The sequence below is a fragment of the Halostella pelagica genome, assembly GCF_004762015.1.
GTDB classification, from domain to species: Archaea; Halobacteriota; Halobacteria; order Halobacteriales; family Natronoarchaeaceae; genus Halostella; species Halostella pelagica.
Window position 1 is genome coordinate 43,547 of sequence record NZ_SJES01000008.1, and the last position, 25,309, is coordinate 68,855.

Genomic DNA, 25,309 nt, shown 5'->3' on the forward strand with positions numbered 1-25,309 from the left:
GTCACCACCGCGAAACCTTGTTTTTCGTGTTCCTGAACGCCTGCTTCGACCGGGCCTTCGCCGCCTGTGTGGCCTGACTCACGTCTTCTTTCGTCTTATCGCGCATCCGGCCTGTCCTCGACTTCCGGAGGTTGTTGTAGCGGCCTGCGTGGTCTTTCGTTGACTGAGCAGACGACCCGAGTTTGTAGGCTTTTGAATCGCCGCTACCGAGCTGGGTCTGCCCGCTTTTCGTCACTGGACCAGATTTGTTCTGTGCGTAGCCGCGATGCACATTTCGGGCACCGCGGACAGATTTTCCAGTGCCTGTCTTTGCGGCTGAGGCGGCAGCTGCCGGATTCGTCTTTCCGGCACCTTGGCGGGCAATCGTCTGGACCGCAGGGGCAGACCAGTAGACGGTCATAATCGAGGCGAGGCAGGCCGCTGGAATGAGCACGAGCCCAAGGAATAGCGAGAAGATTCCGTCTGCACTCGCTGTGAGATTCATCTGCCAGCCGATTCGAAAGAGGACTGCAGCAGGAAGTCCCGCGAGAACGAGACCAGGATAGATGCCAGCAGCACGACGAGCGATCTCCGAGGCCGGACTGAGCGGCCACACGTCGAGTGCCCAGAAGACACCGAGTAACGGCATCAGCGGTGTCAGTACGAGGATCCCAAGCCACCGAAGACCGTAGACGATGGCAGCGACAACGAGCAGGAAGTTCGAGATGATCACCATGGCGAGAACGACGAAGAGACCACCGACCGCTGACTCGATGAGACTCCCAAACCCGGCCGACATACTGTCGATTGGGGCAAGCGTGAGACCCAGTGCATCGACGAACTGGAGCGGTAGCGACACGAGTGGGAACCAGACGAACGTCCCCATGAATACGAGACCGATCCGTCGGAGGAGCCGCTTGCGCCGGTAGTTGCTGATCGATCCCGACCGGAGCCCGATGTAGGCGAGCCCGACGACCAGTAACATGATCGTCAGCGGCAGGATGTACTGGAGATAGAAATCCGCGTACAGACTCTGCCATGGCGCATTATCGGGGGTGCCGACGACGATATACCGGGAGTTGGATTTCGGCGCGGGGACGCCGACAATTGGATTGAGAAGCGCCTCGAAAATGTCGTTCGCGAACCCGAGGAGCGCCTCTTTAATGCTCGTAAGTACACTCTCGATGGCGTCCTCGACCTGCTCTTCGAACCACCCCATCAGGTACCACTCCCGTTTGACGTCGTTTGGGTCGAATCAGTCGGGCCGCCGTCGACGATGGTTAGCTCGCACGAGTTGTTCGTCCCACCATACTCGATTGTCTGTGAGTACGACGGATTCGTCCCGGCCTGGACGACTCCGGCGACGGTGAGCGTATCCGTCTCCAAGTTGCCACAATCAATAGCCCCGTGAACACCAGTCGGATCTTCGGTCTGATATACCGGAGCGGTAGAGTAGATAGTCGTCTCACCGGGTGGCAAGAGGGTAGTAGGATGATGGGTCAGTGTCTCCGACGGAGAGACCTTGGTATGTGGCGAATTTGTCCACTGAAGTGCCGTGAGATACGTCGGCGCGTTCCCTGTATTCTCGACCGTCAGAGCGGCGAATTGCTGCCACGTTGACTGGTCTTTATCCCAGTCTAGATCCGGGTGGTTCTGCGCCCACATGACGTCCGTGATTGTGACTTCAGGCTGGAGGGAGATCGTCGCCTCGCCGATGGTCTCGTCACCAGCGACGGCGACGACGCGGTACTCTCCGGGCGTGTACCCGTCTTCGGCTTCACCGAGTAGCTGAAATGTGACCTGTGTCGCTCCCTCTTGGACCCGCTGAAGCGAGTTCATCTCACCGCTCGGGTTGATGAGGTTCACCGAATCAGCGTCAGTATCGCTGGCGAGTTCGACAACGAGATCAGTCTCGGCCATCGCAACACGCTCGAAGGCATCGCTTTCACTACCAGGAGAGGACGACGTCTCAGAGCTAGGACTGTTGGGATCGGATGGCGATGAGGAACAGCCAGCGAGTGCGACGAGAGCCCCGCTGACTCCACTGAGAACTGTTCGGCGGTCGAGACACCTGTCGTAACTGGAAGTGATTGTGTTGTCGTTCATGTTCGGTTGGTGAATCCGAGCAGCGCGCCGTTGGACATGTAGTCGAAGCCGAATACCAGGACTACGACGGGAATGAACCAGAGAATCGTCACGACGACGAGCTGGATGAGCGTCTGGAGGTCAGGGAAGTTCGCAGGTGTCTTCGCAATATCCTCCGACGCTGCATAGGGCTGCTCAGTGCGCCACCAGGCGGCCGACTGGTACCGGCCGTGAACGAGCAGGGACGGATTCGAGACGGTGATGACGGCCACCCCACTGCTGTTGAGCGCCGTGGTCTGGTTCCCGATTGTCACGCGGCCGGTTGTGACAGCGTCATCGGTCACGTTTTCTGTGACCATCGCACGGACGACCGCGTGGGTAGCGTTGGCTTCGGTGACGGTTAGAGTGAGATTTGTTTCGCGGACGGTCTGCTGCTCGGCGAGAGAGACCGTTCGTGATTGCCCGCGGACGATACCATGTACAGTAACCTCGCGGAAGGCGCTCTCGTCGAGGGTTGTGGAACTCAGCGCAATTGAATCTGCGTTCACGTACGGATTGGCAGACTCGAGGTCAATGTTCGCCGGCAGTGATGGCCCTGCCTGCTCGGTTCCCCACGTCTCCTCGATGGCGAGTGGGTGTTCCCCGTTGTCGGCCGGTTCAGTAGGTACGTACGGCGCTTGCCGACTCGGGAAGGCGTGAACCTGGACGGGACGGACTGAGGATGCGGCACGCGACGTATTGGTCGCGGTGCTCGTGACCATCGTCTGCCAACCGGAGCTCCCGGCTGTGTAGAACCACCAGTTGCTCCGGGCGCGAACATCGCCGTCGACGGAAATCGTCGACCACTCCGTGTTCGGATGAACGACCGCGCCGATCTGGTCATCGTGTGCCTCGAACTGGACGCGCTTTCCAGTGATGTCCGAAAGTCGGTTGACAACGACGGGCTGTGACGTCGACACCGTTTTCGATACTTCAGGGGTTTCGATATTACGAGTCCAGTCGCCGTCACAACCAGATATCGAGGAGTTCCAGTTCGGACAGTCCAGCGTGACATGACGAAGCGTCACCGTGATATTAGCCTCGACAGTCAGCCGCGGCGATCCAGAGAGGCCCGTATACTGGAGCGTTGCCTGATGGCCGCTCCCGGAGTCGATGGTCTGATCATCTGCGGAGAGTTCCACTGACTCGATACTCGTGCGGTCGACCGACCAGCGTTCGCGGTGCGACCCGTTCTGATCTCCTTGGGGGGTGGCAACGCGGTAGTCACTAATTACACGGACTTTGCCGTCGGAGGCGATGTACTGCGTCGTCCCGTTCGACTGGTGGAGAACCGTCGACGGCTGGATGGCGAAGATGCTGACGTATGCATCCTTGATGTACACGCCATCGTCGAGGGACGCACCTTCAGGGTGGACCGACGAACTTCGGTCACCAGGATTGTAATCACCGAAGTCGCCGCTATTCCAGTCCTCGGTGGCCTGTGGTGGACGAGCGAACGGGATGTCCGTCGACCGGGCAAGCCGGTGAGCGAACTCGGCGCGCGAGGAGATGTTGGCGTCGTCGAAATCGTCGGCCGAGAGGTTGCCGTTGTCGACGTCCTCGGACCAGAGCCGCTGAAAGGTACTGTTGTTCACGCCGTAGTCCGGACCATCGTCAGGCACAGCCTCTCCGGAATCCGATGGTGTGACGGGAGCCATGCCGCCCGTGACGACCACCGTGCTGCTGCTCACGAGGAGGAAGGCAAACACGGCGACCATCGTACGGAGGGCGTCCATCGTATGCGGGCGTGGGGCGTGGGACAGTTCGCTGTCGATGCTAAATGAGCCTAAAATGGCTTGACACAGTCTGAGAAGCCGAATCCCATCTGACTCCCGACCTTGTCGATGAGTTCGGGGGAGACGAGTGCGAGAGTGACTATGCCGAAGCCGATGCCGGACATGACGAGTTTCTCCTTGGCATCGTTCTTCTTCTCGGGGTTGCCACCAGCCCGCATGTACGAGAGGCCAGCCTTCCCAGTATAGAAACCGGTTGCGGGGAGGCCGAGGCCAGCGACTGCGCCGAACACGAGATCAATGCCGGTCGCGACGCCAGTATCACAGTACACGTCGCCGACCTGACTCTGTGCAGCGGCCGGGCCGACAGCAACGACGAGGAATGCAAGCCCCATCGTGAGAGAGACAGCCTGCGGTGGCGCACGGGCGACGGAGGCTTTGAGACGGTGGCTGATCGTCGATTCAGCAGTATGATCGTCAGTAGGGGTTGTTTCTGTGAACGGTGCATCGCTCGCGGGGTCAGAGGGTGCGTTGCTCATAGACGTTCTCCGGGGAGCTAGTCGGTGGACGGGTCTGCTTCGAGCAGGGCGTTCATGTCCTCGATGTTGGAGGTTTGTTCGAGGAGGTCGTCGAGGTCTCGGTCGGTTTCGGTGAGCGCTTTGTCGACCAGGGCCGAGAGCTCATCGCGGTCGATATCTCGATACGCCATCTGCTCGGCCAATGCTTCACGGAAGAGCCCGGATGCGTTGATACCGGTCGCCCAGCTGAGAAACAACGCATCGGCGGGCATGATCGACACTGTGGTATTGACGGTGTTCCGTGCCATTCGTCAATCGAGTATGTGCGATTGTACGACAGTCCGTGTTGTTTGATACGCCCATATATGCTTTCTGTACGACTCAGATGGTTGTGAATAATTTGTATTAAGGATTATATGATAATCGTCTATCGCGTTATCACTCGGATAGCGGAATAGCGATACGGCAATACGAAGTACAGGGCACCACCTCCTGTAGCAGAATTATTCTACACCGGAGGTTAAGACGCTGCAGGAGAAACGCGTCATCCGATGGATAGATGCGGCGACTGTGGCGGTGGAATCTTCGACGGCTATCGGTGCGATAATTGCGGGAAGTACACTTGTGAGGGCTGTTTCGAATATCTCTCCTCGAAGGGCCTAATCGTAACCAAGCACAAATGCCCCCACTGTGACGAGTGGGCCGTGCTCGATCATTACGCGTAATTCGGGTAGACGCGCTCAAATCACGGATCACCATTGCAGTACTCAGTTTAGCAGACTTCCAGCGATCGAATCCCCGCTGGTATCATTCCAGCATCAACCCACGTTCCATCCTCGTCGCGGCTGATGAGTCGACCGTCGTTCGTACCAGCCAGCACATCCCCTTCGACGGCAGTCCACGCGAGGATGACCTCGGCTGGTCCACCGGGGTAGGAGACGGTCTCAATCGTCTCACCAGAATCCGTCGACTCCACTAGTATCGCGTCGGCACCGCCCTCACCGCTCCACGTCCCTGGCGAGCTTCGTGCAGCCGCTGCATAGAGCCGTCCATCGAGTTCGAAGGCCTCCCGGAAGTATCGGTGATCGAGGTCGGTATCGAGGCTCGTCCAGGACTGCCCGGCATCGCGTGTTCGGTAGAGCCCGTCGCCACACGAGGCGACGTACTCGTCCGCCCCGAGGACGAGCACGTGATGGACGTCGTCGTGGACGCCGTCGCGACGCTCGGTCCATGTCTCGCCCTGGTCGTCGCTGACGTGGACGCCGCCGACCTCGACGCCGGCGATCACGCGATCGGACATCTCCGGATGCACACCGAGACTCCGCACATGGGCTTCGTTACGGTGGCGCGGCGTATGCCACTCGTCCCGCGACGGAAGCTCCTGGAACCCCTCGAGTTCGGCCCACGTGTCGCCATCGTCGATCGAGACGTAGAGGTGCGCCGGGTGTGTCCCCGCGTAGAGTCGCTCACTGTCAGGACTGGCGACAACCGAGTACACCTCCTCCTGTGGGACGTTGAGGTTTTTCCACGTCTGTCCCTCGTCCGTCGACCGATACAGCCCCGTCTTCGTGGCCGCGAATACGCCGTCGAGTTCTGGAAACGTCTGGACTCTGGGGACGTCACCGCTGTCGAGAACCTGTTCGGCGTCCTCGACGGGGACAGTTGCTGTGCGGTAGACGCCGTCTCGGGTGCCGATGAGAATTGCCATGGAGGGAGTACGTCCGCCGTTTGATTAACCTCCGGGGTGTCCCACCGTGCATTTGCTCTTGCTGTCCTTTGACCACCAAGGCATCAATCACAGGCTAACCGTCGAATTTGAGGGATATACTCTATGGCATTTCTCCCTTGGCAGAGAGGCTTGAAACCCAAACTCTGCTACTCTCAGTTCCCCTTTCTCGATCTGCTTCTAAACCAGAAAGTTACTGTTCTGTCGAAGATATTGTTCAGTAAAATGGAGCCGTCACGTGTTGTCGATGACTCGTTCCGTAATCTGTTCGACAAAGTCGCGAGTATTATCCACGAGCAGGAGGATTTTGAGAAGGCACATGAAACACTGGATGAGCATTTCCGGTATCTCGAAAAGGGGAATAGCCGGGCAGTGTACGAGGTTCCATCCAAGGTTGCAGAGGGGGATCAGCGTCTAGTAGTGAAATTTGCTCTCCCCGTACCCGGGAACACAGGAAAAGAGAGTGCACTGTATCCAGTCGACTACACGGAGGGTTGGATGTCAAATTGGCACGAGATAATTCTCTCCAATTTTGAACCGCTGGAAGACGTGCTCGTCCCGGTGATTGACCACCACGAAGGCGCCTTGTGGACCGTGATGCCCTACGCAGAAACACTGCCACAGTCCCAGGAGGTAACTCAGCGTCTTACGCCTCTATCCGATGAAATCGAAGAAGCGGACGTAGAGTTCGTGAGTCACGGTCAGACGACTGGGCAGCCGGAGATTTACCAGATCAAAGCTTGGGGCAACTACAGAGGCGAGTACCGACTCAGGGATTACGGAGGGATCGTGGTATCCGAGGACGAGTTCCTTGAACAGCTCCCATATCCGCTGTCAGAGCCAGATGTCTAAGTTTTCAGCGGGGGCTTGATAGTCCCGTATTCCTAACCGATCAAAGTAAGAATGGCGGAGGACGAGGAAGAGGCTGAAAATCTTAGTTTTGAGGAGATGATGGACGCGGCGGAGGAGCGCCGGGAGAACCGTCGCAACCAGTACACTTTCGAGGAGATAGAAACTATCCGTTCTGCCGGTGAAGTGTACCGAGAGCTGTGTGACGTCGGTGCTGTCGCAGACGAGTTCGACTTGTCTGAGGGGACTACGCGAGAGTTGCTAACTATCTACAGACTAGTGTTTGAGGAGCCACCGTACATTAGGAAAGTTTCGGTTGATGTGGGACGGAGGTTCTTCTCCCTGGAAAAGGAGATGGATGAAGAGGTAGACGAGGACGTGGACGAGCCAGTAGAGCACCTACTGAGGGAGTATGTGGGCGCGGTCTTGCTGGAGAACGATATCGAGGATGAACCGGTGAGTGAACCTGTTGAGGATGATACGCCTCCGCTCTCGGATGAGCGTTCGGAGAAATTGGAGAAGATGGCGGAGAGCATCACGGTCCCCACGGGTTCGTTGTTAGCAGCGAGTACGGTAGCGAATCTTCAGGAGACAATTCAGCAGACGCAGGCTCAGGCAGTAGCCCGTGCGGTTCAACCGTTGATAGAACAGCGTGAGAGAATGTTGGCATCGGCGATGCAGCCGTTGATTGAGCAGCGTCAACGGATGCTGGCGATTGCTGTCCAACCTCTCTTGGAGCAGAGGCAGCAGATGCTGGCGGCGAGCTTGGCTCCACTGGCCTCCATGATGGAGGACCAGCAGAAAATCTTGAACTCAACGATGGCAAGCGTTCTCTCCAGTGCGGTCGCAGACATCCAATTTCCGGAGCCTATTATCGCAGATTTGGCGTCGATCCAACCGTCTGTGAGTGCGGCGGCTGTTGCAGCTTCGACTCCGCCAGCGACTGGAAGCTCGATTGTTGACGAGGCCTCTACGACCACGGTTGAGACGCAGCCTCTGGAGGCGTCGGCGACTACGGCTCCGTCGACAAGCCCTGTTGATGCGACCATGGATGCGACGTTGCCGGATTCGGAGGCGTTCTCGACGGAGTTGGCGTTCGAGATCCCGGCGATGTTGGTACAGTCGATGCTGGGTGCGGGACCCACTCGTGACTGGTTCAATAGTCTCCCAAAAGGAGCGCAGCAGTCCGTGATTGGAGGTCTTATGGTCGGGTTATCCTACTACTTTACACAGGATTTGACTCTATCTGGTGTCGCTGCTACTGTCATGACTCCAGGTCTTCGAGAAATCTTGACCGACGATTGACGCAGTCTCCATCCCTCGCTCCCTCGGCATCATAATTGGGTGGTCCTGTTGGTCCTGGATGGCAACCGGAGCTGAGGTGGATTTCTCGCTCGAAGTCTTTTTGCCGTATAGCTGGCATCTTTCCTTTACTTAGAACAGCAATGGTGAATGAACACTACGTGCAGCAGTCCTATCTGCGGTTATTTGCTCCAGAGAATGAGGGTGTGGTTTCCAGGTATTCGTTGGTGGAGAAGCACGGCGGGGCGGCTACTTCGACGCGATAGACCGGTACTCGATTGAGAACGCAGCTTCCACGGAAGGCTACGCTGACGAGTTGTTGGAAGGTGGAGTGACGAGTAAGGCTGAGAAGGCGATGGTCAACACGCTCCGGAAAGTGGATGACAACCAAAGTTTGTCGAAGGAAGATATCGCCAACATCTTCCAGTTCGTCTCATTCCAACGGGATCGATCCCCGGCGTCGAAAATGCACCACAGAATGTTGGAGGAACTATTCAGGGCGGTGGACTACGAGGTTGAGGACTACTGGGAAGGCGTCATGCACATGGATGGGAACGAGCGTTATACCGGGTTCCAGCACCTAGGTTGGAAGGTTGTTGAGAACCAGACCAAGCTACCGTTCTTCACCTCCGACGTACCAGTCTTTGTTTATCAGGACGAATTCCCGAAAGACGAGGAGGAAGGTTTCCAATTTGATGGTAAGCAGATTTTCTGCCCGATTACCCCAGACAAGCTGTTGGTATTGTTGGACCCGAGTATGTTCAAAGTGGAGCCTCAGTATCCGGACACAGAGATCGACACAGTCGGGGTGAAGGACTGCCGGGAGGTTTGGAAATACAATCTGGTCCAAGGACTAGGTGCCTTCCAAGAGGTCTTCGGTCCAGTCGGTGCGGGCGAAAAATTACAGCAGATGATCGAGGTCATGTGTCGACACTTCCCCGACGAGGACTACATTCGGGGCAACAGGTGGAGCACGGAGCGTATACATCAGGCGCAGAGGCGGGGTATTCAGGAGTCACACCAGCATCCACATCAAAATACGATACCACCGGAAGACAAGCGGATCATCATTTCCTGTAAGAAAGCAACTGATGCACGCTGGCTGTACGACCACAAAATCTCACTCATCAACGACTTGAGGCTGGAAGAGCCTATCCCGGACTACTGGTAGCAACTGGTTCCCGGGGTCGGCAGAGGGCTTTTGGTTACAGGCAGAGAATAATACGATAATGAATCAGGACGTAGGTGACGCGGTCGAAACTCTGGTTTTCGGTCCGTTCATAGCACTGTGTATTGGCGTCCTGTTCTACATGGTGGCGCAGATTTATCTGATTCTAAAGCCGATGGGAACGAGTGGTCCTTTCGCAGGGGCCTACAACGTTCTCGGTGCCTCGTTGTCTGCCAGCTACAGTCTTATTCAGTTAGCGTCAAGCATCGAGACCTGGATTGCCGTCGTAGTTATCCTGTTGGCAGTCTACGGTTTCTTCTCAAGTCTCAGTAGCGGCGGAGGTCGTGGTTTTAGCCGGCGATAGAAAATCACACGTTCGCTATTCTAAGCGATCTCGGTACGCGTAGACTCCGTTCCTGTTACAAGAGTGAAGAGGGCTACTGAGATGAGGTAGATAGTATCAGCCTCAATGGTTGCCAGTAGTTTGAAAGAGAAACTGCAGAGGAGAATTGAGTGGACGCCGAATGTTCAGCTGGTGCAGTTTGCAGTGATGGTGCTTACCTTCTTGATCGGGGTACCGCTACTGTAGGATAAGTCAGGGTTCGGAAGACCTACGATGTGGCGTCGGAGATGGGCGTCGTCTGATTGATGATCTGTTTGGTATATTCGATGGGGGCGAAGTCTTTGTACTCTTCTTCACTCAGCACCCGTTCTTCAGGTGTACCGGAGGAGCCACCGGAGCCACCGGTCTTCCGGTAGTAGATCTTCTTTCCGACGAGCACCGCCAGTACTTCGAGTAGAGTGATTATGGCGACGGCGGTTACTACGGTGATTCCCATGCCCACCGGGTTTGTTGCAGTGAACTGGTTCAGCGTCATTCCCGGTGCAACGTGGGGATGGACGAACAGCTTCACTGTCCCACTACCGAACAAGGCAAGGAACGCCCACACTGTCAGCGTCTTTAGCTCGGAGGGGGGCGACTTGGTGAACGCGATTAGTGCTGCGAACGGTGAGATGATGGCGAGGAAAGCGAGTACCGGATGCACGCTACCGTTGAGGTTCGCCAAGAAGAGGTCGAGCCCGCCAATGACAGCTGCCCCTACGAGAATGTGGTGACGTCGCTCGAAACCGTACGGCCAATTTAGTAATCCCCGTATGTCAATCATATCGACGTGTTCGATTACCTTCCACTTGAATCTTCTTCCACGAAGTATGCGGAAAGAAGGTTGTACGGGTCAGGAAGGGGCCTCGAAGGTATTATAGTCTCCAGTCGATTAAGCAGAAGTATCGGAAGTCACGAAATGGTCAGCAGGGTCGCGTGGCAGGGCTGAGGTTCGACTCCTCAGAGGCGTATGCCACACCAGGCAGTACCCGAGGACCCGACCCGGTAACCAAGATTCTGACCATGACAGGAACAAACGCCCTCGCATCGATTATTGCAGGTGCAGTTCTGACGACTTCCGCACCCACGGTGGCGGTTATCATCGTGGCGCTGTTCGCATTTAGCGTCATCATGATGCGGACGCCTTCTCTCGGGGCAACCCTCTTGAGTGAAATCTCTCCCCGGTCGTTCCCTCTCAGAAGAAATCCTTTGTACGATGGACTACGTATTGTCGCTTGTCGATATGACAGGTGACCGCGTTCAACTACAATCCAATCTTTGATATTGATGTCGTCAGCGATGACGACGGTATCCGAGTCCATTTCGATGAGGACACGTTAGGGATCAATCCGAACGCCAACAGAGGCGGGTTCTCTCTTACTCCGGATTGGAATAACCGACACTTCACTCTCGCCTTCTCTGAGAATTCTGTGCTGTACCATTTGACGCACGAGGGCTCTGAGAACGGTGAACGACCTGGTGAAGGAGATCTTCAGCCAGAAGCGTTCATCGCCGATGTGTACGGAGCAGTCCGTGCCTTGGGACCGGTTATTCCAGCTGACCGGTTGGAGATCGAGTCGGTAGGCAACCCTGACTTTGACGAGATTGAATCGTATCTGGAGGAAAAGGACGTCATTCAGAGAAGCAGTACCGGTGTCTCGGTCAACAGAGGTCGGAAAGACCGGTTGATCTCCGACCTTAATCAAAAGCCGGGGATGAAATACGAGTTCTATGAGCGGGTGCTGAACTACGTTTCTCTGAATGAAGCAGTCGACTCGGGTGAGCACATCTTCGTGGTCCCTACAATGGACGCAGTGTATTTGCTGTTCTTTTTCCCGGATGAGTATGTCGGAGTAGTGGAACTCAGGCAGTTCTACGTGGTGTTAGAGATGATGGCAGGACTACGAGAAGATGAATCCGGGCTAGGTACCGGATCACAGACTTTGAACTTCTTGTCCCATGCGTTAGCTCATCAGGATTGACCGTTATTGACGTAGAGGTGCTTTGAGGACTGATCGAAACTCACCAGATATCCACTTATAGAGCCCGCGAATCACTATCGACGACGCTGGCAAACGCGACGTTCTCTTGGACTTGCTCGATCTCAACTGTCGGCTCGTCACCAGGTTGTCCGCCGGGAACGATCACGACGTAGCCTCGCTCAACTTTCGCGATACCGTCGCCTTGATCGCCGACGGTTTCAATCGTCACGTCCCGAACCTCGCCGTCATCGACAGGAGGTCCCGATGGGGGCTGAGTCGCATTTTGGCGTGTGTGAGCATTCTGAGAAGCCTGCGGAGTCATTGCCTTCGCAGACGAGGCAGCATCAAGGACTGCAACTCGATAGGTTTCGTCGACAGTCACCGCCTCCTGATCGATTTCGTCCGACGGAACTTCGATGACGTATGTCCCGTCTCGTTGTTGGAGAGAAGCACTAAACAGGGACCGAAGTGAGTCGGGAATTTCGACCATGCGGGGGTATGAACCTCTGGGTAAATAATCGATGGCTGTTCAGACCGCGACAATGAGCTTCACTCGTGAGTTTCGCTCGGCGGAAGGGCGTCTGGTTCGTAGCCTGCAGCGAGCAGAAAGTCCCGGATTTGATCGGCTTCCGATTTATCGGAGGGATGATTCTCAAAGAGCTCGTCAATCACTTCACCGGCATCTGAGCACAGAACGACTTCCTGATACGAGGGACGATTTTCGAGCGGGTCACGACGTTCGTCTACGAGGATCGGTTGCCAGCCGTTTTGGTGGAAATACCGATAGAGTGTAAGCGTCCGAACGGTCTCCTCGTCAACGAAGAAGCACGTTCGTTCGCGTTCGCTGGCAATAGCGATCTTACCGTTGTCGAGTTTTGCAGCGAGGTCCTCGAAGTCGTGAAACTCAGCGGGGACTGGCCCGTCGACGACGTGAGTGATAACTCCTGGCCAGGTGAACCCGTAGACGCGCTCGAAAAAATTGACTGTGTGACTGTCAGCAGAGTCAAAGACGAGGAGGAGGTCACTGATCTGGAGTTCCGTTCCGTCGACGCTAATGTGCGATGAGTAGGGATAGGCGTCGCCGTCGTCAAGGGCTTCAATATCCGGCTTCGACATACTGCTCGCGTCTGCATCTGGCTATAAAGAACTGGTTGATATGCACGCCAGGTCGGATGCGCACGAAGTTCGCGGGGGTAGGAAGCGTAGGGCGATGAAGAACGAAACCTCCCACTGACTGCGCAATAGTGATCTTTAAAATACCAAATGACTAAGTCAACCGTCTGTTTACACAGCGATAACCTGCCATGTTGGAAACTCAGGAAAGCAGATATTTCGAGCGAAAACCATGCCGATGATACGAGTAAAAGACTGGACGAAGGAACAACTGGAGGAAATAAAGGACGAAGAGGATCACACGTCCCTCGATTCCGTCATCAAAACGCTCCTCCAAGAACGCTCCAACGATACCACCACCTCAAACAAATGAGTGACTCTCCCACAACCACCAGTAAGACGAACCGACCGCCGAGCATCTTCGACACCTGCGAACCACGCCAGGACGTTCTCACCGGAGAACTTTCTGAAGACCAATTCGCCGCCAGTCTCGCCGATGTCGCCCACAGCAGTGACGCCCCTGGCGTCTACGCCGACCCACGTCTCTTCTTCGAGAAGACCTACCCCACCAGCGGCCTCCAAGAACTCCTTACGCGCCTCGCTACCCGCTTCGTCGGCGCGCACAACGACGACTACACCGGCACCAACGGTATCCTCCGCCTCGACACTAGCTTCGGCGGCGGTAAAACCCACAATCAAATCGCCGCGTACCACCTCGCCGAATCCCCTAGCGCCGTTCCTGACCTCTCTGACTTCATCCTCGAACAGGACGTCGCCAACGAGTATACTGACGCCGCCGCGCTCGGCCTCGACGTTAACACCGCTGTCTTCGTCGGGACACACGTCGATGCCGAAGACGCTCGCTCGAACTACGACGACCCCGACGCCCCCGCGGCCAAGACCATGTGGGGCGAAATGGCCTATCAGCTCTTCGGGCGTGAAGGCTACGAGTTCCTCAGAGAAAACGACGAAAACCGCACCCCACCAGGAACCACCAAACTCGAACGCCTCTTCGAGCGCAACGACAACCCCTCGCTCATCCTCATCGACGAGATCGCCGCCTACCTCGAACAGGCTGCTGCCGTCGAAATCGGTGATTCGACGCTCGCGAAGCAGACGAACACATTCCTGATGTCGCTGCTGTCCGCGACGCAGAACAACGACAAGGTCACGGTCGTCCTCAGTATTGCAGATACGGCCTTCGCTGACCAAGCTGAAGACGTCCGAGGGCTCGTCTCTGAATCTATCTCCGAGTTTAACAGTATCAGCGACCGCGTCGAAGGCTCCATCACCCCGACCGAAGACAACGAAATCGCTGCCGTCCTTCGACACCGCTTGTTCGAGAGCGTCGAAGCAGATGGTCGCGACGCGACTGTGGACGCCTACGCATCATTCTACACGGGCGATCGTGACTCCTTCCCCGATAGCGCGGCAAATCCAGAGCATCGAAACCGACTCGAAGACAGCTATCCGATTCACCCTACGGTCATCGACACGCTCACCGAGGAACTCGACTCGCTGCCAGCATTCCAGCGTACTCGCGGAGCGCTCAAACTCCTCTCTCGTGCAGTGTACCGGCTCTGGCAGCACCAGAACGACAACCAGAAGCGCCACTTCGTTCGGCTGTTCGATCTGCACCCATCTGATGGGGACGTCCGATCGACGCTCCTTCGACTGTTCTCGTCGGTGGATATGGACTTTGAGGCCGCCATCAAAGCCGACATCAACTCCGAGGATGGAACGGCCAATGCCGAAGAGGAAGACCGGAACTGGGTCAAGAATAGTCATCCACCGCTCGGCACTAACCTTTCCACGACGATCCTCTGGAAGAGTATCGTCAAGGGAGCCGACGGACGCGGAATCACTCGTCGGCCGCTCCGACATGCTGTGGCCAACACCGAGGTCGAGCTGGCACACTACGATGATGCGCTCAACAATCTCCTCGGAGAAGGCCGCCGGTCTGCGTGCTTCTACCTGCATGGGGACAACGGGGAGAAAATCCAGTTCAAGTCAGAACCGAACCTGACGAAACTCGTCGACTCTGTCGTCGAACAGCTCCAAGATGGACTCGCGCGAAGACACCTCGAAGAAGCCTTGGACGAAGCGCTCGGACAGGGCAGCCTCAACGTGATTGTCGGCCCCGAAGAGCCACACGAAATTCCGGACACCGCGGACGAAGCGCATCTATGCGTGATGGACTTCGATACGGTCACCATCACGGATTACGAAACCGTCCCGGAGACGATCCAGACGCTGTTCAAGAACACGGCATCGTCGAGTGGTGGGCAAAAGACCCCGCGCGTGTTCAAGAACAACGTCGTCTTCCTCGCGGCGAGCGCGAACGACGTGACGGACGCAACGCGCACCGCAGAACGCGTCGCCGCCATCAAACACATCCAGACCAACCTCGGCGACCAGTACGAACTCAACACCGAACAGCAGGACAAGCTCGGTGAGCGGCTGGATAGCGCGAAAGGGACGCTCGATCAAGACATCAAGAAAGCCTACACGCACCTCTACTTCCCCACCGAGGATGGACTTGCGCATCGGAACGTCACGACCGACAGCACCATCCATCAGAGCGTCATCGAGAAACTCGACGAGGCCAGCGCAATCATCCCCGAAGGAGAGGACGCCTATGGCGTTGATTGGTTCGAGGCGACGATCTGGAACGTCGGTGCAGACTCGATGACGACACGCGCAATCGAGGAACAGTTCGGGAAGCGTCAGGACGCAGAGATCCTCCTGTCACCCATCCCCCTGCGAAAGACGATTGCTCAACTGGTTCGTGAAGATGACTACGCATACTGGGACGAGGAGCAGAACACTGGGTACTACACATCCGGTGCAAGGCTCGCGGCGGACGAGCACGAACTCGACGACGCGAAGAATCTCCAAGCAGGTCTGAGCTATCAGGACGTCAAACTCTCGCAGTCGTACACCCTTTATACGTCGCTCGACGAGCTGGTCGCCGACGTCGGGAGTGCACTCGAGTGGGAGGAACCCGACGAGGACGAAGAGACGGACGACGAGCCGACAGGTGGTGGCGATGGTGACGATACGGGCGGTGGTGATGGTGGTTCGAGTGGCGGCGGTGATGATCCCGAGCCGTTCAGTAAACTCATCGAAGTTCGTACCTCGGAGCCGGCGCATGTCTCGCGTGCGCTTCAGGAGATGCGTACTGACATTGCCGAGGGACTCACTACTGCCCAGGAAGAGTACAGCGGTCACCCGGACGAACTATCGCCGATCGTCGAGGGCGTGTGGATTCACCTCGATGGGGCTGATGCGTGGAAGGGTGCGTGGTTCACCGCGAACAAACTCAGCAACTCCGATGACTTCTCCGAGGACACCACGATGGACTTCGACTATGAAGCGAACGATGGCGCAAATTCAAAATCGGAGTTCGAAGTCGACTTCGAGGGACGCCCGGACGTCTTCGCGAGCCACCTCCGGTTCAACATGGAACCCGAGGACCTCTCAAATCCGGACGGTGGTCGTACCGCTGAAGCGGAGTTCGCCCTAGAGTTCAAAAAGGGAGACGACCGACTTTATAGCGACATGTTCGATGCCCTCGACGAGCTTCTCGCGGTCGACAACGCATTCACTGTGACGATGCAGACCCAAATCCGCGTGATCGAGTCCAGCGAGGTAACCCAGGTATGAGCCAGGGAATCGCGGAGGGTAATTCGTTTGCCTTCACTACGGGTGCGTACGGGAATCGGCCCACGTTCGTGTTGACGCGCGAACGGGTCGATGACCAGCACGAAATCACGCTGTACGAACTCGCTCCGCGTGATATCGCGACTGCTCGCCGGGAGCGCTTCGAGAGAGCTCAAAAGTCGGTGAGCGTCTCGGTGTGCGAGCTGGATGACGCGATTGTCGGCGAGGACTCGCCATCCGAACTCCCTGGTGCAGACGACACGGCATACGATTGGGATGGCTGGTGTGCGATTCGTATCGCTACCTTGCGTAGCGGGGCGTTCAACGAGGTGAGTTACCTCATCGAATCTACCTTCCGTGAGATTAGTCTCGATCCTGAAATCGTCTGCACAGGCGATCCAGCAAGCGTCAGTCTCCCCGAGGCTGCTGGTGTTCGTCTATCGATCGCGTTCCGTGCGATGAAGCCGATGCGCCGGCGGGATCGACTCCGGGAGATCGCGAAAGGAATCGACCAGATGAGTCTGGGCGAGTGCTACTACTGGCACGCCAAGGCTCGCTCGCCGTCCTCCCCCAGCGGTACGAAAGCACTCCGCGCCCTGCTCGCCGACCACATCTAACGACTAACAATGTCTGAGAAATCTTTCCTGGACGAATTACAAGTTCCCGAGAACGTCGCGGTCGAGTCGAAACTCCCTCTCAACGCAATCGACATCGAGAGCCAGAAGGACATGGAATCCGGGCGGTACCACGCGCTCCGAAGCCTCCACAAATGGTTTGCTGCCCGCCCTACGCCTGCGGTGCGGCTAGCTGTGCTCGCCTCGGTGTATCCCGGCGAAATCGACTCTGACGAGCTTCTCCGGCTCATGAAGATTGGCAAGAAGGAGCTAGACACCGGGATCGCTGACTACGTCGAAAAGAAGTTCACGGAGAAGAAAGGCAGCGGAACGCTCGATGACCACTACGATTATCCGAATCCCAACACGCAGTCACCGACGGACGCCGAGATCGAGAAGCTTCAGTCAACCCTGCGTGATGCATGGGGCGGAGAGCTCCCGACAATTCTGGACCCGACCGCAGGGCGAGGAATCATCCCGTTCGAGGCGATTCGGTACGGAATCCCCGCGAAGGCGAACGAGCTGAATCCCGTTCCATCGCTTATCCTGAAGGCGGGCTTGGAGTACGCGCCCGAGGTTGGTTCGCTCGACCCCGACATCCGCGAATGGCGAGACAAAATCCTCGAGACTGCCAGAGAGAACATCGAGCCCTACTTCCCGACAGAAGAATCTGATCGCCAGATCCTCAACTCGGCGATGACCTACCTCATTCAGTGCGATTCCTGTGGTGGGAAAATCCCTCTCGTCTCCAAGTGGTGGCTGAATAAGGAGTCGGACGGCGGGGACGCAATCAAGCCGATCTACGAGAACGGCACTGTAGAGTACGCCCACGTACGCGTTGAGAACGAACCAGAGTATGACCCGGAAGAAGCACCACTGAGGGGCCGGAGTGCCGAGTGTCCCCATTGCGACGTCGTGAATGAGAAAGACGATGTTCGGAAGAAAATCCACGACGGTGAATTCGAGTACAGCATCTACGGGGTGAATTACGAGACGAAAAACGGTGATCGTGGCTATCGTGCCGGTGGGGAAGTTGATCAGAAAGGGATGCAGAAGGCTGCGGAGCGAGTTGAAAGCGATTTTGATCTTCTAACATTCCTAAGTGAACCGGTAGACGTGAGCAGCCGTACCAACGACCCAGCGATCTATGGGATGCACGAATGGCGAGACATATTCACCCCTCGCCAGTTGATCGTCCAGTATGAATTCGTGAATGCGTTCCATGAGCAGAAATCTAAAATCCAGGATAGTTACGATACTGAGCGTTCAGATGCTATACTGACGGTTCTCGCCCTTGCTGGGAGTCGAGCAATGAACTATAATACAAGACTCAACCAGTGGCGAGATTCGAGGGGCTATGGGAGCCACATCTTCACGGATAATACCCTTATCCTGAAACGGATGACAGTAGACAACAATCTGTCTGCTCCCCGTAGAGGGTATCGAAAGCACTCTGAGCACGTGTTCGACGCTTATGAGAAACTAGTTTCGTATCTTCCGGATGCGGAAGGTGCAGAGGTTGTATCGACTGATGCGGGGCAGCTGACTACCGACTTAGATCCTGGTTCAGTTGATGCAGCAATTGTCGATCCGCCGTACTACAGCAGTATTATGTACGCAGAACTTTCGGACGTTTTCTACGTCATTCAGAAAGAATACTTGGAAGACATCCACCCAGAAATCTACAGCTCTAATCTGACCGACAAAGATAACGAGGCAGTGGCCAACCCGTATCGATTTGAGGAGATTGCTGACGACGAACAGTCGAAGCAGGAACTCGCCGACGAACACTACGAGAACAAGATGGAGGAGATCTTCTCGGAAGTACAAGAACTCCTCAGTCCGGGCGGTGTCATGACTGTAATGTTCACTCACCGGGAGATGGACGCTTGGGACACTCTCACGTCTGCCCTCATCAGTGCTGGGTTCAGCATTACTGCAACACACCCAATCAAGACCGAGATGTCGGACAGAATTAGCATGCAGGGCCATGCAAGTGCAGACAGCTCCATCTTCCTTGTTGCTCGAAAACAGGTGAGTCAGTCGTCGGAACGTACGCTCTGGGAAGACATCCAAGAGGATATTCGCCAAGCCGCACGAGACCAAGCGGAAGAAATCCTCGATTCGGGATACAACATCTCCAAAACGGATACGGCGATCGCCGCTTACGGGCCGACGCTTCAGAAATACGCTGAAGCACACCCTGTCGTGAACAAGAAGGGTGAAGAAATCCGTCCCCGGGAAGCACTCGGCCAAGCGCGGAAGGCCGTGACCGGGGTTCTCGCTGAACGTTTCCTCAAGACCGAAGGTCTCGACCAGATCGACTCGCTCACGCGTTGGTACATCCTCTCGTGGCTGATCTACGAGAACGACACCATCCCGTACGACGAAGCTCGACAGCTCGGTGTCGCGGCCAACGTAGACATCGACAACATCAAGCGCTCAACGAAGATCTGGGGGAAGAGCCAGAAGGACATCGTCCTGAAAGACAACGATGACCGAGTACAGGATATCGTCCTCCTGAAGAGTGACAGCGCCGACAATCCCTCATCCCGAAAGCACCCCGTGAACCCGACGGACATGCGGTTCACCTATACGATCGACACAGTTCACGCAGCGATCCACGTGTACGAACGGGAAGGCCCACGTGCTGCCTGGGAGTGGGTCTCGGACAGGAATCTCAAGTCGAACCGAGAGTTCGAGGCGACAGTCACAGCGCTTCTGGAGGTCCTCTCTACCGATTCGGATATGCGGAACACACTCGTGAACCTCGTCTCCGGTGAAACGGGGGACTACCTGGACATCAACCTCGACCACATCGACATGTCCGGGGAAGACAGGCAGTCCGAACTCGGTGACCACCAGTAATGTCGCTCCAAGACGTCTCGTGGGACCCGGTGTACGAGAGCGAGTTCCGGACCAACCGGACACTCATGGAGACGTTCTACCGGCCATTCCTTGACGAAATCATCCGCTATGACCGACTCGCCGGCTATCTCAGTCTACGCAGCTTGGCGCACGCCCTCGAAGGGGTCGACTCTCTCCTCGAGACCGATGGGACTGTCCGCGTCATCGCTGGCGCCGACCTCCAAAAACGCGAGAAAGGCGCGATGTTCCCTGATGCCGATGAACCTCTCGAACCCTGGGTAGAATCCCAGCTCACCATCATCGCCACCCTCCTCGATCGCGGTGACCTCCAGATCAAAGTCGGCGATCCAAAAGGCGGTGATGGGCTCTTCCACCCGAAGCTCGGCATCGGTGTTGACCGCGACGGCAACAAGATCAGCTTTGAGGGGAGCATCAACGAAACGCTCAGCGCGTGGCAGTACAACTACGAACGCTTCAAAGTCCATCGCTCCTGGAGTCGCGGCGAAGCAAAATTCGTCGAGGAAGACGTCTCGACGTTCAACGCCCTCTGGAACGGCTTCCACCCCTCCGTCGACGTCTACCAGCTCGACGAAGCTGCACGCCAAAACCTCATCGACTGGAAGGATACCGATGGCTCGCTCGACGAGCACGTCGAACGGGTCAAAAACCGCGATTCACAGACGACAGTCCCTGAAGACGACACCGCCGGCGTGGTCTCACTCGCCGGGCGCACACCCGGTGGAATACACCTCGCTGAAGAGATCAGCACCGTCACTCCCTGGCCTCACCAACGCACAATCTCCGATACTGCGGTCAGCATCTACCCGAACAACCTGCTGTTCTGTGACGAAGTCGGCCTCGGCAAAACCATCGAAGCTGGCCTGACGCTCTCCCGATTAATGCAGATCGGCGAGGTCGAGAACGCCCTGTTTTTGGTTCCTGCGGGCCTCGTCCAGCAGTGGCAGAACGAACTCCTCGACCGCTTCAACATCCACGCGTACTACCACGAACGGTCCTACGACGGCGACTATATGGTCGGCCCACTCGGCAGCGCACAGGACAACCGCATCCCCACTACCGGAACCATCAACGCCGACTCCTGGGAAAATACGCCGATTGGGTCGTTCGTTACCGGGAGAGATGAGCCGACCATCGTAATCGAGTCGTGGCACACCGCCCGCCGCGAGAACAACCAAGCACACGTCGCCCCACGAGCTGACGAAGCCGTGTGGGATCTTGCGGTGGTAGACGAGGCACACAGCGCCCGCGAAGAGACGAAACTCTACGATCTCCTCGGGCAGGTTGAAGACGTCTCTCGATGTCTCTACGCACTCACCGCGACGCCGATGCAGCTGAACGTCGGCGAACTCTACGATCTCCTCCGACTGTGCAATCTCCCCGAAGGCTGGGACGACAAGGAGCGGTTCGTCGAGTTCTTCGAGACTCGCCGCGCACTCGACGACAGTCTCGATACCGTCGGGCCCCGTTATCAGGACGTCGCTGACGGGCAACAGCAAGTTCTCCAGCAGTTCCAGACGGAACTGGATCTCGAAGAGGGAGAGGGGCGGCCCAGAATCGAACGCTTCGGCCAGCTACTCCATGAGCACCTTACGTCGAACCCCGGATACGACGACCAAGCGAGCACGCTGGTCGGTTCGACGGATACAGAGTCGATCCAGCAGGGTAAAGCCCTCGAGAAACTCGTCGGCGTGCGAGAGACGTCGTCTCGGTTCGACGATCCGCGCTCGCTGATGTTCGACTGTGGCCCGGCTGAATGGAACGCGCTCGTCGAAGCGTCGCAGTGGGCCACACCAGTACAGTCTCGTATCTTCCGGAACACCCGCGCTGTCCTTGAGCAGTGTCAGGACCTCGGGTTGCTCGAGGATACGGTTCCGGCGCGCGACGTCGAGACGAAACGCATCGAGTTAGAGGAGGCCGAGCCGCTGTACGACCAGGTGGAACAGTACATCGATGAGACGTACAAGCAGTCGCAGAAGGTGCTGACCGGGAAGGAGAAGCTCGCGTTGGGGTTCGTGATGACGACCTACCGACAACGTCTCACGAGCAGTCTGCACGCCATCAACCAGAGCCTCCAGCGTCGGATGGAGAAACTCGACGAGAAGGTCGAGGACATGACCGAAGAGGTCTCCGAACTCAGCAAGGATACCGGCGTGACGGAGGCGACAATCGACGAGGCAATCGGCCAAGCATCCCTTGACGCGTACCAGCCAAGCAGCCGTGGCGCAGCGGACGTGGTTCAAGCCGAACGGGCAGCCCTCCAAGAGTTCGTAGATGACCTCAAGCAGGCGCATACAGATCCGAAAGTCGCCCAACTTCGCCGAGACATTCGCTCGCTCCGTCAAAACGCGCGAGATAACATCATCATTTTCACACAATACCACGACACGCTTGAACACATCCGGGAGACCCTGACTGATACGCATCCGAACGTCGGTACGTACAGTGGTGGGGGCGGGATGCAGTACGACGAGACATCTGGCGAGTGGATTGACGTCGGCAAAGAAGCGATCAAGCGTGATTTCACCGACGGGGACACCAATATCCTCATCTGTACAGATAGCGCGAGTGAGGGCTTGAACCTACAAACTGCGGACGCGCTGATTAACTTTGATTTGCCGTGGAATCCAATGCGTGTCGAACAACGCATCGGGCGAATCGACCGTATTGGGCAGAAGAACGAGGTTGTGAAGATCATCAACTACGCGTACAAGGATAGCATCGACGGCGACATCTACGAGGAACTGGAGGGACGGCTGCAGTTGTTCGAGAACGTGGTCGGGCCGATGCGTCCCGTCCTGAACAGTATCGAGCAAGATATCAAAGACGCCGTAATGGGTGGTTCCGACGCGAAGGACACCGGAGAGTCTAGTGAGCAAGTTGTTGAAGAGGCGGACTCGCGGGCGAAGCGTGCGCAGGAGAAAGCTGAAGAGACTGGCCTGACGAGTGAGGCGGGGGATGCGTCGACGAAAGAAGCGATTATCGAGAGGTCAGGGCTCGATGGATGGGAACCGCACTGTTACCCGGCGTTCGACGAAATTGGGACCGGCGATCATTCGTATGAGCCGTTGGTGAGCTTGGAAACAATCGAGACGTTGCTGACGCAGAGTGACCGGCTTGAAGAGGCCGAGTGGACGTTTACTGCCCTCCGAAATCATGCTCGCACCGGTGACTTTGACGACGTCGTCGATGACACGTACGTTCTGGAGTTACCAGAGGGTGGCTCGGTAGCGATGCCGGATTCACTCGGTGAGACTGCGCAGGCAGAACTCGGGGGTGGCAGCGGTGTTGTGGTGACGTTTAAGCCAGGGATTGCGGACAAATTCCCATCGATTCGATTACTGCTACCGGGTGATCCGCTATTCGAGGTGCTCGCCCGCGACGCAACTCCAGAGGAAGTGGATAGTCTGGAATTCGTCTGCGGTCGGCGTGAAGAGAGCGGATCGTCCGTGACTCGAGGGCACCGTGTAGCTGATGCCAAGCAGGCGACTGTAGTGGAGCCAGCAACGACGAGTGAAGCGGTGAAAGATCTGCTTGGTGGAACGAGCTCGATTACAAATCCCGACGATGCTGAGCAGACTGTTCTGAACTGGTTGTCACAGTCACCAATATCGGATTAGAAGCTACTCTCGCCAACCAAACCCCCTACGTTGCCTACTCCCAGAACCCGTCCCGAGAGTCATAGATCACGTCGTGAGAACATAATCCCGCCGTGAACGACTAGATGACACGAGTGGCAGAGCGTCGCCAGATTCTCCGGGCGTTCGTGCCGTCGTCCGAAACCAGCGTAATATGATGAATTCCGGGCTCAGGTAGATAGGGACTATATTGTTGATAGAAATTCGGGAGTATGATAATATGCAGGTACATTAGGATACACAATAGATGATATCCCGCGCAAAACTAAACCGTTGGACAAACTCAGAAACGGCGAATCAAGAAGAAGCTCGAGATACCAACCAAGAGCTCCGGGACGATCTTGAAGACGGTGGTCTGCAAGGCGTCAGTGATGGATTAGAGTTCGTTTCACTCCTACAAGGGTCCTATCGAAACACGACCATGGTGTACAATTCGGGTGACGTAGACATCCTTGTCATCCGAACAGATACATTTCATGGCGACTTTTCTCGCGTCCCGGATCACGCCGTTAATCATGCACCTGCTCGGAATCCTCAGCAGGTGTTTGAAGAGCACGCTGAAGGGGTATATCGTACCCTTCAAGCTCAATACGGGACACGGAATGTCGAACGGGGTGAAAAAGCAATCGAAGTGAATAGTGATGAATTGCCCCTCGGGGCCGATGTCGTTCCGTGCCTTCAGTATCGTCGCTTCTGGTCGCGCCAGCCGGGAAATCACATGAAAGGAATTGCCTTCTGGACACCAGATGAGACGAAGATTGTCAATTTCCCAAGCCGTCATCGAATAATGGGAACGAGATACAACGAGTACACGAACGGGAACTACAAACCTACAATTCGTATTTTCAAGAACTTCAGGAATACTCTCGCTGAGAATGGTACTATTGAAAAAGAGAACGCTGCATCCTACTTCATCGAGTGTCTTCTCTCGAACGTTGAGACTGCCACAATCGCAAAGGACGACATTCGCGAACGAGTGGAGGGTATCCTCGGTGAACTCGAAACAGACGCTTCCGAGGAGTTCCCAGACTACGATGTTCAGCACGGAATGCAATCTCTGTTTGGTGATGATACGACACAATGGGACGTTGAGCACGCCAGAGCATTCGTCACTGAAGCCCAGCGCTTCTATGAAGAGGACTAGCAACTATGGATACGTATTCAACTGATAACGATGATTGACCGACTATATAGAATGTGCTCGGATTCGCGGCATACGCCGCTGCTCTCGTCGCTGGTTGGATAACGACAGCCCTCAGTGCAATCATTCCCACAGTTGCGGGCATCAAAGTCTATGGGGTGGGGTTTACTGTCCTCACAGCTGCGTTCAGTCGGCATAAATGGTGGACTCAAACCGCTCAAGCGGCCGATGCCTCCATGGTCCCGATTTTAATGGCAGATGGGAAGGGTACGTGTAGACATTATATGATGGTCATATCCCTGACGAGGCGCTTCATGAGTCGAACAACCCAGAAACAGATATGCAGCGAGTTGCGGCGACACTTCAAATCAATCAGACGTGGCGGAAGATCAGCATTCACTTGAAGACCGATAATTCCGAGTCAGTCAGTACTAGTGCATTGGTGTTCACCGAGGATGGACGGTGGCCGAGTCTCAATTACCAGTAGTATC

General features: G+C 56.3%; 20 protein-coding genes. 11 read left to right on the forward strand and 9 right to left on the reverse strand.

Translation table 11 applies throughout. The features are described 5' to 3' along the window. Position 1: 1 nt before the first annotated feature. The 6 genes from EYW42_RS16320 to EYW42_RS16345 all read right to left on the reverse strand — a co-directional run bounded on the left by EYW42_RS16320 (position 2) and on the right by EYW42_RS16345 (position 6,062). On the reverse strand, positions 2-1,198 hold the full coding sequence (locus tag EYW42_RS16320; RefSeq protein ID WP_135536434.1) for a hypothetical protein: 1,197 nt from the start codon (positions 1,196-1,198) through the stop codon (positions 2-4). After that, positions 1,198-1,899 (reverse strand): hypothetical protein, encoded by a 702-nt coding sequence (locus tag EYW42_RS16325; RefSeq protein WP_202613939.1) that lies wholly within the window; start codon positions 1,897-1,899, stop codon positions 1,198-1,200. The genes EYW42_RS16320 and EYW42_RS16325 overlap by 1 nt, the downstream gene beginning before the upstream one ends. A gap of 182 nt (positions 1,900-2,081) precedes the next feature. Further along, entirely contained in the window at positions 2,082-3,821 is a 1,740-nt protein-coding gene (locus tag EYW42_RS16330) for a hypothetical protein (RefSeq protein ID WP_135536627.1), read from the reverse strand. 68 nt (positions 3,822-3,889) lie between these two features. After that, positions 3,890-4,375 (reverse strand): pilin, encoded by a 486-nt coding sequence (locus tag EYW42_RS16335; RefSeq protein ID WP_135536438.1) that lies wholly within the window; start codon positions 4,373-4,375, stop codon positions 3,890-3,892. Positions 4,376-4,392: 17 nt separating this feature from the next. Then, positions 4,393-4,662, reverse strand: coding sequence for a hypothetical protein (locus EYW42_RS16340; protein ID WP_135536440.1), 270 nt, complete (start codon positions 4,660-4,662; stop codon positions 4,393-4,395). A gap of 464 nt (positions 4,663-5,126) precedes the next feature. Further along, on the reverse strand, positions 5,127-6,062 hold the full coding sequence (locus EYW42_RS16345) for a WD40/YVTN/BNR-like repeat-containing protein (RefSeq protein ID WP_135536442.1): 936 nt from the start codon (positions 6,060-6,062) through the stop codon (positions 5,127-5,129). A 123-nt stretch (positions 6,063-6,185) separates the two neighbouring features. Between EYW42_RS16345 and EYW42_RS16350 the strand changes: the two genes are divergently transcribed. The 4 genes from EYW42_RS16350 (at position 6,186) to EYW42_RS16365 (ending at position 9,763) form a co-directional block, all read left to right on the forward strand. Continuing rightward, positions 6,186-6,932 carry a hypothetical protein gene (locus EYW42_RS16350; protein ID WP_202613941.1) on the forward strand — a complete coding sequence of 249 codons (747 nt, stop codon included), beginning with the start codon at positions 6,186-6,188 and terminating at the stop codon, positions 6,930-6,932. A gap of 51 nt (positions 6,933-6,983) precedes the next feature. After that, positions 6,984-8,234 (forward strand): hypothetical protein, encoded by a 1,251-nt coding sequence (locus tag EYW42_RS16355; RefSeq protein ID WP_135536444.1) that lies wholly within the window; start codon positions 6,984-6,986, stop codon positions 8,232-8,234. 274 nt (positions 8,235-8,508) lie between these two features. Beyond that, positions 8,509-9,402: a DUF4238 domain-containing protein gene (locus EYW42_RS16360; RefSeq protein WP_259371301.1), complete on the forward strand. Its 894-nt coding sequence runs from the start codon at positions 8,509-8,511 to the stop codon at positions 9,400-9,402. Positions 9,403-9,460: 58 nt separating this feature from the next. After that, complete coding sequence (locus tag EYW42_RS16365; protein WP_135536449.1) at positions 9,461-9,763, forward strand: hypothetical protein; 303 nt, start codon at positions 9,461-9,463, stop codon at positions 9,761-9,763. Positions 9,764-10,010: 247 nt separating this feature from the next. Here the strand turns inward: EYW42_RS16365 and EYW42_RS16370 are convergent, their stop codons facing one another. Then, a complete protein-coding gene (locus EYW42_RS16370) occupies positions 10,011-10,565 on the reverse strand; it encodes a hypothetical protein (RefSeq protein WP_135536451.1) in 555 nt (184 codons plus the stop codon). 466 nt (positions 10,566-11,031) lie between these two features. Here EYW42_RS16370 and EYW42_RS16375 point away from each other — a divergent pair, with 466 nt between their 5' ends. Beyond that, entirely contained in the window at positions 11,032-11,763 is a 732-nt protein-coding gene (locus tag EYW42_RS16375) for a hypothetical protein (protein WP_135536453.1), read from the forward strand. Between the two features lie 55 nt (positions 11,764-11,818). Here the strand turns inward: EYW42_RS16375 and EYW42_RS16380 are convergent, their stop codons facing one another. Next, positions 11,819-12,253 carry a TRAM domain-containing protein gene (locus tag EYW42_RS16380; RefSeq protein ID WP_135536455.1) on the reverse strand — a complete coding sequence of 145 codons (435 nt, stop codon included), beginning with the start codon at positions 12,251-12,253 and terminating at the stop codon, positions 11,819-11,821. 59 nt (positions 12,254-12,312) lie between these two features. Beyond that, positions 12,313-12,879: a hypothetical protein gene (locus EYW42_RS16385; RefSeq protein ID WP_135536457.1), complete on the reverse strand. Its 567-nt coding sequence runs from the start codon at positions 12,877-12,879 to the stop codon at positions 12,313-12,315. Positions 12,880-13,245: 366 nt separating this feature from the next. Here EYW42_RS16385 and EYW42_RS16390 point away from each other — a divergent pair, with 366 nt between their 5' ends. The 6 genes from EYW42_RS16390 to EYW42_RS20595 all read left to right on the forward strand — a co-directional run bounded on the left by EYW42_RS16390 (position 13,246) and on the right by EYW42_RS20595 (position 25,305). Then, on the forward strand, positions 13,246-16,542 hold the full coding sequence (locus tag EYW42_RS16390) for an ATP-binding protein (protein ID WP_135536459.1): 3,297 nt from the start codon (positions 13,246-13,248) through the stop codon (positions 16,540-16,542). Further along, positions 16,539-17,156 carry a DUF7680 family protein gene (locus EYW42_RS16395; RefSeq protein ID WP_135536461.1) on the forward strand — a complete coding sequence of 206 codons (618 nt, stop codon included), beginning with the start codon at positions 16,539-16,541 and terminating at the stop codon, positions 17,154-17,156. The genes EYW42_RS16390 and EYW42_RS16395 overlap by 4 nt, the downstream gene beginning before the upstream one ends. A gap of 9 nt (positions 17,157-17,165) precedes the next feature. Beyond that, a complete protein-coding gene (locus EYW42_RS16400; protein ID WP_135536463.1) occupies positions 17,166-20,021 on the forward strand; it encodes a DUF1156 domain-containing protein in 2,856 nt (951 codons plus the stop codon). After that, positions 20,021-23,659 (forward strand): DEAD/DEAH box helicase, encoded by a 3,639-nt coding sequence (locus EYW42_RS16405; RefSeq protein WP_135536465.1) that lies wholly within the window; start codon positions 20,021-20,023, stop codon positions 23,657-23,659. The genes EYW42_RS16400 and EYW42_RS16405 overlap by 1 nt, the downstream gene beginning before the upstream one ends. A gap of 265 nt (positions 23,660-23,924) precedes the next feature. Next, the gene (locus EYW42_RS16410) at positions 23,925-24,821 is read left to right on the forward strand and encodes a hypothetical protein (protein WP_237561358.1); all 897 of its coding nucleotides are present in this window, start codon (positions 23,925-23,927) and stop codon (positions 24,819-24,821) included. 292 nt (positions 24,822-25,113) lie between these two features. Next, positions 25,114-25,305 carry a Cap15 family cyclic dinucleotide receptor domain-containing protein gene (locus EYW42_RS20595; protein ID WP_375137134.1) on the forward strand — a complete coding sequence of 64 codons (192 nt, stop codon included), beginning with the start codon at positions 25,114-25,116 and terminating at the stop codon, positions 25,303-25,305. The last annotated feature ends 4 nt before the right edge of the window (positions 25,306-25,309 follow it).